This window comes from Oscillatoria sp. FACHB-1407, assembly GCF_014697545.1.
Classification (GTDB): domain Bacteria; phylum Cyanobacteriota; class Cyanobacteriia; order Elainellales; family Elainellaceae; genus FACHB-1407.
Genome location: NZ_JACJSA010000004.1, coordinates 401,238 through 412,478 on the forward strand (window position 1 = coordinate 401,238; position 11,241 = coordinate 412,478).

Sequence of the window (11,241 nt, forward strand, 5' to 3'; positions counted from 1 at the left end):
TAAATGTTTTTAAGTGCCACCAACTTCTGAAACCTTTACCCAATGGAACTTCTAGAATTTAATATTTCATAGCAAATCCTTCCTAAAGGGTTACGTGGAATCAAGCGTTTCAAGCGTTCGTGGCACTAAATTACGCGCATTCAGATTACACCCCCTGATTGTTCAACAGGGTAATCAGCGTAATCACCTTTTGATATCTCTAGACCTGCCTATAATAACCATCCTGAACGATGACTGGAGATTTGGGATAACCTTATATTTTGACAGAGTTTTACCGCTGTTTGAGTTTCTATGAAATGCGTATACGCAGACCAGCCATATCCAGAAACATTCTTCAAGTCCCTATACTTGGCTGGTCCAACCCCTCGTGATTCCAACGTTTCCTCTTGGCGACCCAACGCTTTAAAGATATTAAAACAGTTGGGATATGACGGCGTTGTTTTTATTCCTGAATCTCAAGACGCTCAGCGGAGTAGCGACTATGACCAGCAAATGGACTGGGAATTGGCAGCAATGCGGCGATCGGATGTCATTCTTTTTTGGATACCCGCTACGCCAGATACTTTACCTGCCTATACCACTCGTGTTGAATTGGGGCTACAAATTCATAGCGGTAAGGTTATTCTTGGCATTCCGCAAGGGGCTTATCGAACTCGCTACCTTGAAAGGTTAGCCAGCCAGCGCAACATCGCGGTTTATTGCACTTTAGAAGAAACGCTTAACGCTGCTTACAATCAGCTAGATGCGGGTGCAGAGCGATCGCACGCTGAGTGCTTAATTCCCTTAGAAATTTGGCAAACCAGACATTTCCAACAATGGTATTCCTCACAAACTTCAGCAGGTCATAGCCTTGAAGATGTCCCTAACATCGAATGGGTTTTTCGGGTTGGTGCGGATAAGTCATTTCCCCTCCTGTTAGCGATTCATGTCGCAATGAAAGTGAAGGGTGAGGAACGGATCAAATCAAATGAAGCTGTCATTATTAGACCCAGCATTGTAACAGTGTGCGTGTACTGCCTTGGTAAAACGAGAAATCGCGATCGCTTTGTTCTCATTAAGGAATACAGAACTTCTGCCCTGAATGCTCAAGGATTTGTCTTTGAATTGCCAGGGGGATCTTCCTTCAAACCGGGGATTGAACTCTCTGAGTTAGCAATGGAGGAGTTAGAAGAAGAAACCGGAATGCGGTTTTCTCAAGATCGCTTTCGGATGGTAACTCAACGCCAAATAGTCGCAACGCTGGTTGCCAATGAAGCATTATTGATGGCGATCGAATTAGAACCTGCGGAAATGGATGCGATCGCCGCCCAAGCTAGGCAAACTTATGGTAATTTCTCTGAGACGGAACAAACCTATTTGCATGTATTCACTAGAGAACAAATCATGGAAGGAGGTTTCGTCGATTTTGTAACGTTGGGTCAAATTGCGTTAGTAGGCTTTGACAAATGATGTCATCTCACGTTGATCCGGTGCGAATCTATGTCCTCTGGCACTCAGACTGTTTAGTGGGGAAGGAATTTGCAAAAGATATTTATACGTGGTTTCGTGGAAATCCCAGTGATCTTTCTCAATGCGGATACGGCATCCCAGTAGAGTACCGCAGCTACCCTTCAGCAGTTCCACCTGACAAACGGCGAGAAATAGAACTCGACAACGCTGAAATTAATGTTGTCGTGCCACTGGTGGATGAACACATGGTGGTCGATGCCCCTTGGAGGAAGGTTCTAAGCGAGCTTGCTCAGCGAAGCTTTAAAACTGCTGCGAGTTCTCAAACCAATGTGAATTCCGAGACCAATGAGAGCTTTAAAGCCAGGACATTGATTTCCCCGGTCGCATTGCATCCTGCTGCCTATCAGCTTCCTAGCGAGATTACTCAACTCAACTTCCTGCGAATTGACCGGGTGAATGATCCCCAAGATTGGGACGAAAAACACCGTTTGCAAGTCCGTCGAAAACGCCTTTTGAGTCTTTTAACTCAGGTGTGTTGTCGCTTATTGTGGCAACAAGATGAAACAGGAGCAATTAATATTGATGCTCCATCATCTCCAATTAAAGTATTTATCAGTCATGCCAAGAGTGACGGAACAGATATTGCTGAAACAATTCGCGAACAAATTTATCAGCACGGTCAACTGGAAGCCTTTTTTGATGAAAGCGATCTGGCGATCGGTTACGCCTGGGATTCAGGGCTGAGAAACAATGCTCAACTGAACACTGCTGCAATGATTGCAGTTCTCACCGATAGCTACGCAGGCAGACCGTGGTGCCGTCGAGAAATTCGTCTGGCGAGAACAGCAAAGCCTGTTTTGACTAAACAGTTTAAAGGCGATCGCGGCAATGATATTGAGGAAAGTCCTTATGGATGGACAGTGAAACCACTCGTTGTTGTGGATGCTCTTGTTAATGGAACCAACTCTTTTCTTCCAGACTTTGGTCATGCTCCAATTATTAGATGGAACCCTGAGCAAGTTGAGCTTCTGATTGATCAGTTACTCCGTGAAATTCTGTTATATGGTTATAACGAAAAACGAGTCAGAAACTTGCTCAAATATTGCCCTAAAAGGGATGGGCAGCACTATTTGAACTGTATTCCTGATCTGCAAACCATTTTAGAACTCTGGCAAGCAACCCAAAAACGCAGTTTAAAGCAAGAAATAGAATCTACTTTAAGTAGGGTAGTTGTTCCTCCGCCTGGTATTTCCCTCAGTGAAGAGCAAATGCTGAGAGAGTTTGTGCCATTGATGAGCGAACTTCAGATCGTGACTTTCGATGACGTGCTGGAACTCGATGATCAAACCGTCTCGTTCACTGCAAATCAGGCTCCCCTTCAACAAAAGCTCATTGCAGTATCAATATCCGATAGTGCAGATCTCATAAAGTTCGGATACGGGATGGAACATTTGCATGAACTGACCATTAATATCGCTCGTTTAGTTCTCCGTTTGGGTGGCAATTTAGCCTACGGTGGAGACCTTCGTCCCAGTGGGTTTACTGAAACACTCTTCCTACTTGCCCGTGGGGAACACATGAATGCCAAAGGCTGGGAACAACGCCTTTATAGCTTCTTAGCCTGGCCTTATTATCAATCCTTAACAACCGTCGAAGAAGCCAAACTCATCAATACCTGCTGTTTTGTCAGAGTTCGCCCAAAAGACGTAGAACCCAAAGAACCTTTCAATGACACGATCGATCCAAATACCTCTAAAGGTGCCTATCAAGCAATGCGCTGTCTCAGCTACATGCGTGACTGGATGACCCGTGGTGGCGCTCCACGCTTTGATGGAGAAACAGCCCCACCTCTAGCCGCTCGAATTCTAGTGGGTGGTAAATCTCAAGACTTTATGGGTATCATGCCTGGCTTGTTTGAAGAGTATCTTCTAGCGGCTGAACATCAAATCCCGACCTACATTCTCGGCGGATTTGGTGGCGCTGCCAACATCCTGGCTGAAGCTTTAAAGACCCAGGATGATCAGCAAGGTATGCTGCACCATAAAAATTACAAGAGCAAACAATCCGCCCTTTTAGCAGAGAAATACAAACTGAATCCCGCAGAGCAATATAAACCGTATCCTGGTGGTTCCCATCCTGCGCAGCTATACGATCGCCTCAACTCTTGCTTGAGAACCGCCAGGGAAAATAGACTGAAACCCCTCAAAAACGGTCTTACCGCCGAAGAAAATGAACAGCTAATGACCACGACAAATAGCAGAGCGATTTTATCTCTTCTAAGTAAAGGACTGATACATACTTTAGGGAATTAATCACTTGCTAACAAAGTGATTTAGGAAGGGAACCCGGAAGAGAAGAAGCCAGCGATCGCCAAAGTAGTCGAAGTCTTCACCGTATGGCTAAAGCCATCACTGCAGCTAATAAATTTGTATAAGCTTCAACATCCTTCTAATCAGTTGGATGTTTTTTGATGTGAACATCTACTCCATAACGTAGATCTTAGTCTTTGCAGTCCTCAACGATGTCAACATCTTTGAGCAACTACCCCAGTCTATAAACATCCTCAAGAGATTCTTACAAGTGTTGAGAGCGTTGGGTGTTCTTGAGATTTAGAGCCTTCTGAGATATCCGGAAAGTTAGTTGGATTTTGTAAGAAATCTTGACAATACCGATGCCAATCCCGAAATCATTGGTTAAAATCCTTGCTAAATAAATATCTGAAAGGCTTTCGCGTGAGTACACCTTTACTATCTTGATAAAGAGTACGATAGCCAATGGCTTACTTAGTTGCACCTCAATATCCAGAACATCCGTTTCCAATTGAGAGTTCTAATAAAAAGAGGGCTAGGTATCTGGCAGCTAAAAAACTAGAGAACCTGGCTAATGACCCCAAATCAGGTGTGAAGATGCCTAATGGTTTCGACACCAGGCGATTTGTTGAAGTTGGAAAAGATGCATTCATGCCAAGCAACAAAAGAGAAATCGAACAACACGTAAAGTCTCTTACAGTGTTTTGGGAGTCAAAGAAGGAGTCTGATCAGCTTCGTGAAGAATCAAAAAAAGCTTATAAAGATATAGATTTACTATTTGAAGCAAAAACTTTAACCGAAGAAGAATTTAGCAGAATTCGAAAGAGCCTTGACATTATTGAGAAATATGCAAAATGTTTTTCAGCTTACAAAAAAGCTTCAGAGAAAGCTGAAGAAGCCAAAAAATATCTTGATGAAAATTTAGATTTGTCAGAATAAGCATGATAGAAAATCAGAAAGTAAAGCCAGTTTTCTTCTCTGAATTTTACGGTGATTCACCGGAAGTAGAAGAAGAATGGCAATGGTTTGATCCACCACTTGACAGAGACACTCCTCTATGCATTGATCCGTTTCAGATACTAAAAACTAATCACCCTCTTTTTTCTAAATGCAAAAATAAAATCTCATCTTTTTTTGAATTCGCATTCACACTTGCCTCTGAGTCTAATAGAGATTCATCAAAATATAAAAAACTCATAAATGACATACTTGTATTTCCAGAAGTAGAAGAGGTCTGTTTAGGTTTCTCCAGAAATGAGAATATAGTTTTTCCTCGAGAGAAACGAGGAAGGGGAGTAGGCGGCGAAAGGGTTGCTAAAGCTCTAATTAAGCTATCCCATCCTCCAAAACATTTCGAGCAAATTGAAATTTCAACTAGAGGTATTGGAAAAGATTCTATTAGTGATATAACAGCCAATCTTATAAAAAGAGAGTTAATTCAATATACAAGGTATGTTTGCAATAGGATACTTGGTATTAGCGACGAAAGTCTTACATGGTGTGTCATAAAAAACTGTGACTTCGACTTCCAAAATTATGAGTGGATTGATCAAGCATTCTATTTACCTATAAATCCTTGTTATAGAATTAGGCAGCCAGTCCTTTTAGTTCCAAAAGCTTTTTTACGCGAAACACCTTCTATTAGCTCTGAGCAATTTCTTAAATTTTTTAAGGATACTCGAAGTGCTATTTTATCTAGCAGAAATGAAAATAAATTAGAACTTGAGAAGGAATCTGAATCAAGAGACGATATTTTAGGGATTAATGATGAGGAAGAAGTTCAATTTTTAACGGACGAGAAAATTGCTAATGCATCGGATGAAGCAATTATTAATGAAATCAACAATCGCCCTCATCTTCGAGCAAAACTCATTGAAAAATATGTAGAGAATGTTGATAATAATCCAGGCATTTACACACAATATGATTTCGAAAATGATCCTGAAAAGATTCATTTTCCTAGAGTTGTAAGAAAGTGTATCAGACAAAATCCCTTATCTATTGCTAGTTATTCTAATACAACGGAAGTACATAAGCTTCTCAAGTTCTTGATCCTCAAGCTAAGACTATTTACTGAAGATAGAGAATTTGAAGGATTTAAGTTTTTATGGAAAATATCAAAAAAATCCGACAATCTTGAATGTCGCTTTCAAGGTCAGCGCTCTATCATAACTCTACTTAGAAGATTTATAGAAGAATACTGCTATGAGTATGACATGCACGTAATCAAACACACTGACCTTGGGAAAGAACCTGTAGAATTTTTGGTTGCCAGCCCAAGAATTAAAGATAAAGTTTTTTTGTTAGCCAATACAGTTGAATATGTAAGTTTCGAAAATGATAGCTTAAAGCAAATACTTGAAAAAATTGATAACGTAAGCCATCTTTACTATATTGTTTTTCTCTCAAAAGGAGAACATGATAGTAAAATTCATCAAATCATTCAAGAGGTTGAGACCATTGAGTTTAGCAATACTGACTTCCATTTACTTTTCATAAATGCAGCTCAAGAGAGAAATTTTAGGACAGATCAGTTGGAGGGTCGATATATCCTAAAAGAAGAAAGAGAGGTATATATTAGCTATTCGCGTAAAGATGGTAAAGAAATAAAAGATAGGGTATGTGAAGCCCTCAAAAGTAGAGGTATTACTGCTATTTTTGATGAAAAGGAAATACGATATAAAGATTCCCTAAAAGATTTCATGCAAAGAATTGGTAGAGGAAAGAGCGTGATAACAATTGTCAGTGATGGGTATTTCAAGTCCAAATATTGCATGAAGGAATTACTCGAAATTGAGAGCAATGGAAATTTTGAGAAGAGAGTTTTCCCCTTAGTTTTATCCAATGCGAATATTTATGATGACAAGAAGATAGCTGATTATGTAGATTTTTGGAAAAACAAATTAGATGAGAAATATAAGACTGGAAGGATTACCAATGAAGCCGATATACAAGATGCACGTTTATATCAAGATATTATTTCTATGCTGGATAAAATTCTCGACAAACTACGTGACTTTCTGATACGACCTATTGATGAACATATTAGCTCTAATTTTAATGAAGTAATAGGTGCGATTGAGCAAGAGATGTCGCGTTGAGTCACTTAAATTCTTAGTGATGCAGAGAACTCCTGGCAGCCTTGATACTAAAAGTTTCTGGGGGAAACATGAAAGTCTTTGGAGCCTGAGTAGACATATTGTTCTACCCAGATTCTAAGGACTGTAGCACGACTAAACTACAGGAGTAGCGATCCGTTTTATAAATTGGCGATTCGTTTTATAAATTGGCGATCTGTTTTATTACTACACAGCAATCTGATCAATGGAAATAATGTTCTTTACTGGCAATGGCTGAAACCCTTGATTTTACGTTGCCGTTTTCAGCATCTCTCAAAACTAAAGTTCTTTGCTAGAGGCGGTATTCATCCAAAGCCTTCTAAAGTTGATATAAATAAAGTTCTTTACTGTCACACAAGTACAATTACTTAGTGCAAGTTACGCGAACGAGGCGCTCTCAAGTAAAATCCAAAACCTTTCTTAGATTGACTTTTACGGAGTTCTACCTGTTCACCAAAATCTCTAAAGCTTGCTTATAATAGTTCAATCTATGTAGCAGCTAGCAGCAATCAATCGATAGATTTAGTGTGAAAACATGAAATGCCATCATACTCTGGCAATTGAAACCTGCAGAACATGTAATTTGCACAACTTCTTATAAATACTTTACGCATTTCTCCTGGTAATCGTGATGAATACTCTTCGAGAAACGCAAGCTAATTCTATCCGAGAATAGAGTGAAGTTGAGCTAGAGCACTATCAATAGCTTCTTGTACCTCCTTTAAGTGTGAAACAGAGTTTTCAGAACTATGAAAGCTAACTTTCATAACAAATAATCTTCTGGATGGAAGGATTCCCGCTTCTTGAAATTGTTTCATTGTCCAGTGAATTCGACGAATAGCGGCTTCTGCAATGGTTTCTGTGAATTCATCAAGGCTTTGCTTTGTTAAGGGCAATTTCGATAGATTATCTCTGATTTGTCCACGCCGTCCTATTTTTCTAGAAATTCCTTCTATTGTGATACGTTTAGGACGCGACGTATCATTTAGTAAACGTTGTCCTGCATCGCGAACTAGCAGCGCTAGTTCACAGTCGATTTCTTCCCATTCTCTTACAGTTAGTTTCTTAGGGGGTATTACTTTATTCTTATTAGCTGGAAAATTAGCATCCAGCCAATCTCTGTCATATCCATATAGAAAAAGATAGGCTTTTAGGTGTTTCTCTCTAAAATAGCTTCTGGTTTTATCTGAATTTTCTAATTTAACCCCTAAAAGCTCTTCCCTATATTTCTTCCGTAGATCATCTATGCTTTCTTTAACTAGATCTTTCTCTGAGTAATCAACAGACCTTACTTCCTTTGTACCCTGCCTAGATAAATCAAGACCTAATCGAAAAGCGTACTTCTCAAGCGTCGTTCCCGCCATGCGGAATACTCTCTTGATCTCGAACAGCGTTATATTTGGGTCACTCCAAAATTGGGTGAATTTTTGTTCCCATTGCTCTCCATATTCTACAACTCTAGAATATCGAAATCTATCTTCTGGTACTTTGTCAGGACCAAACCGATAATAAGAAAAACCGCACTTACACTTAAATAATCCTGTTGGCTGACGTCTGGAACTACCATTCTTGTGTCTAATCAACTGATACTCCTCAATCACGGGTGAATTGAAGAATTTACAAGCATGATTCAAGCAAGGCCAAGGCCCGTCACCAAAAGGTTTAATTTCAAGAGGTAAGTCAAAGAAATCTTTGACCGAATACCCTAGAAATCTTATCAAGAGCAGGTGGCATAGTGGATTGAGTGCTGTTTGCCTAGTTCCGATTTGTAATATCTGATTAAGCCATCTCTCAATAATTTTCTCTTCTATCTCACAACCAAGTTGCTGAAGTATCTCCCTTCCATAAAACTCTTTGAAGCATTTTACCAATTTATCTATACTAACTACTTTACCCCTACTAGATATTGAAAATCCCTTCTCAGCAAGTAACCTACGATAAGTTTGGGCTAAGGAATCTAATCCAGGAGCCAAATTTTGCTGACTTAATAACCAAGAAATATCCTGTGCTAGGTTGAGTAAGGTAATATGCTTGGAGTTTGATAAATCTATAGGACGTGCTGGTACAGCTTGTATTTCATTTTCAGCTACAAAATAATAGGATCGTCTGTTCTCAGTTCTGGGATTAATATGGCTTCTATCCAAAAAAATTTTATGGATAGAACATACCTCCATCCCTACACATTGATGTGAACGGTGCCAGTAAGTCTCATCAAATTCTCTTCTATCATTTTCCACACAGAATGAACAAAATTTGAGTTTCTCCTGTTGCTGACTTTTTGATATCCCTAATCGAGCATAAATTTTCATGCCGTTACCGTACGTCATATCATTGCGCGTAAGAGCAATCTGTTCAGATCTAGCGAAAGGAATGTATAGAGGTAGTAGAGTTCCTTCGTCAATGAGTTGATTGACATTGTACGGATGTCCAGAGGGCAGAGTGCTGACAAAATCTTCAAGATGACTGGGAAAATCAACGACCGCCTTAACGAGGGTACCAAATAGGCTTTTTGGTAGGTCATGCTCAGCTGGATAACGTAATACTTCTTGATAACGTCCAAACAGGCTATAAAGCAGTTCGTCAGGATAGCGGTTTAAACAAAACCCAAGAGTATGTTTTGTCATTTGATTATGATCTAGAGAAACTTTTGATTGTGCTTGCAAATTCTAGAAACCTAAACAGGCGATCGCACATAACCTGCTTCTACAAGAGATTTGTGATAAGGGGTTGAGCCATCTTCAGCTTTGAATGATGCGATTTCCAAAAGGCTTTTTCCTGTAAAATCCACATCGAATGATTGAGTTTCAGACTCTGCTACTTGCAAGGAAGTAGAGCCTCCTTTTCCTTCTTGCATTTCATCAGCGGAATTCTGTTCGGGCTGTGTCGTATCCTCTTCCGAATCGCTCTGCTCCTGCTCAGCTTGAGTTTCTGGCGATGCAACGTTGATATTTTGATCCATCAATTTCCTGTGAATTTTCTTGATGAATGATTCTTTATCTATGAAAATATCCTCATAGTCCTCAAGAGCGTCCCAATCTTTGGCTCTAAGAGCCTTGAGCATTGGACCTGGTAGATTCAAATCGTCTTTTGCTGCCGATCGGATCATTCCAACTGTAATTTTCTCAACCCCGGAGACGATCGCTCGAATCTGAGCAAGCATGTAGATCTTGACAGCGAAATCTATAATGCCAAAGCTCTCTTCGTGAAGCGCATTTTTTAGCTTCCGAGTTAAGGGAGAGACCTGTGTAGTGTACTGATATTTCCAAATGGACTCTACAAACAAATCCCAGCACTCATCCAAATCCATCGGCTCCCAAACAGCGTCTCCTAAGCCAGCACCACGACGCGTCTGATGCATCTTCCTACTCAAAATTGATTTTGCTCTAGGAGTGCCGACAAGTACTACTGGAATTTGCATTCTATTTCTCAGTTCAACAAAGAAATCTAGCATTTCTTCATGACCGCCACTTTTTAACTTACTTAAGAATTGAATTTCATCGACTACTAATACGCCAATGCAATGTATAGCAGCTATACGAGCCATATCTGGAACCATGTCCCTAGCTGCTCGTTTATCTTTGCAGTAACGGGAATAGTAGTCTGTTCCCAATAGACTATCAATCGCTTTAAAGAAACTGAGAACAAGACCCTTAATTGAACCATCGTAAGGGCAATCAAGTTTGAGCCATACAATTTGTTTAAAGATGAAATCTTTACCCTTGTAATGAGTGTGGCAGATTACTTGCGGAAACCAAAGTAGAATTTCCTCAATAGTGCTTGTTTTCCCCATACCAGGTGTACCTAGAAATGTGAATCCCGCAAGTTTAGAGCGCCGAGATTTTTCTTTAAAGGGTTCACCGCGACGTAAGGCTTCCACCTTAGAATTTACATCTCGAAAGTGTTTTGGAGAGAGAGGATTACGATGTCTCAATCCTCCACGAATGAGTCGCTCAAATTTAGAGAAAATATCTGTATGGATATGCCAAGGCTTAAAAATGTCAAATAACGAGAGCGTTAAATGAATACGGTCGTGAGGTGGTAGATTTCGTTCCTCCTCGTCATAATCAGGTGAGCAAATCAAAGCCATTCCTTGTTCTTCCTCTGACAAGGTAGGAGGAAGAGGTTCAATCAGTGGATTGTCTCGATAAATAGAAACAGTTTGCTCATTGTACACAGCATCAACAACATCCCCCATTAGAAGAGCGGAAGGTTCCTTACTCATTGATTCCTGGACGACTGATTTTTTCTTCATCTCTTTTGTCTCAGGACTTACGCAGTTGGAAGAACGAAACGAGGAGCAGCCAAATAAGCTCGAATGGCATCCCGTACGATCGCCGACTTTGCCTCATACCAACTGACCCCTG

At 40.2% G+C, this 11,241-nt stretch carries 6 protein-coding genes; 4 read left to right on the forward strand and 2 right to left on the reverse strand.

Features of this window, described 5'->3' with window-relative positions; translation table 11 throughout:
* Positions 1–348 precede the first annotated feature (348 nt).
* The 4 genes from H6G89_RS09815 to H6G89_RS09830 all read left to right on the forward strand — a co-directional run bounded on the left by H6G89_RS09815 (position 349) and on the right by H6G89_RS09830 (position 6,859).
* The gene (locus tag H6G89_RS09815) at positions 349–1,449 is read left to right on the forward strand and encodes a nucleoside 2-deoxyribosyltransferase domain-containing protein (RefSeq protein ID WP_190505459.1); all 1,101 of its coding nucleotides are present in this window, start codon (positions 349–351) and stop codon (positions 1,447–1,449) included.
* A 545-nt stretch (positions 1,450–1,994) separates the two neighbouring features.
* The gene (locus tag H6G89_RS09820) at positions 1,995–3,761 is read left to right on the forward strand and encodes a TIR domain-containing protein (protein WP_190505461.1); all 1,767 of its coding nucleotides are present in this window, start codon (positions 1,995–1,997) and stop codon (positions 3,759–3,761) included.
* 462 nt (positions 3,762–4,223) lie between these two features.
* Positions 4,224–4,697: a hypothetical protein gene (locus H6G89_RS09825; RefSeq protein WP_190505463.1), complete on the forward strand. Its 474-nt coding sequence runs from the start codon at positions 4,224–4,226 to the stop codon at positions 4,695–4,697.
* Positions 4,698–4,699: 2 nt separating this feature from the next.
* Positions 4,700–6,859 (forward strand): toll/interleukin-1 receptor domain-containing protein, encoded by a 2,160-nt coding sequence (locus H6G89_RS09830; RefSeq protein ID WP_190505465.1) that lies wholly within the window; start codon positions 4,700–4,702, stop codon positions 6,857–6,859.
* Between the two features lie 680 nt (positions 6,860–7,539).
* On the opposite strand, the gene H6G89_RS09835 is transcribed toward H6G89_RS09830, so the two are convergent.
* Positions 7,540–9,540 carry a TnsD family Tn7-like transposition protein gene (locus H6G89_RS09835; RefSeq protein ID WP_190505467.1) on the reverse strand — a complete coding sequence of 667 codons (2,001 nt, stop codon included), beginning with the start codon at positions 9,538–9,540 and terminating at the stop codon, positions 7,540–7,542.
* 11 nt (positions 9,541–9,551) lie between these two features.
* A complete protein-coding gene (locus H6G89_RS09840) occupies positions 9,552–11,129 on the reverse strand; it encodes an ATP-binding protein (RefSeq protein ID WP_190505469.1) in 1,578 nt (525 codons plus the stop codon).
* Positions 11,130–11,241: the final 112 nt, after the last annotated feature.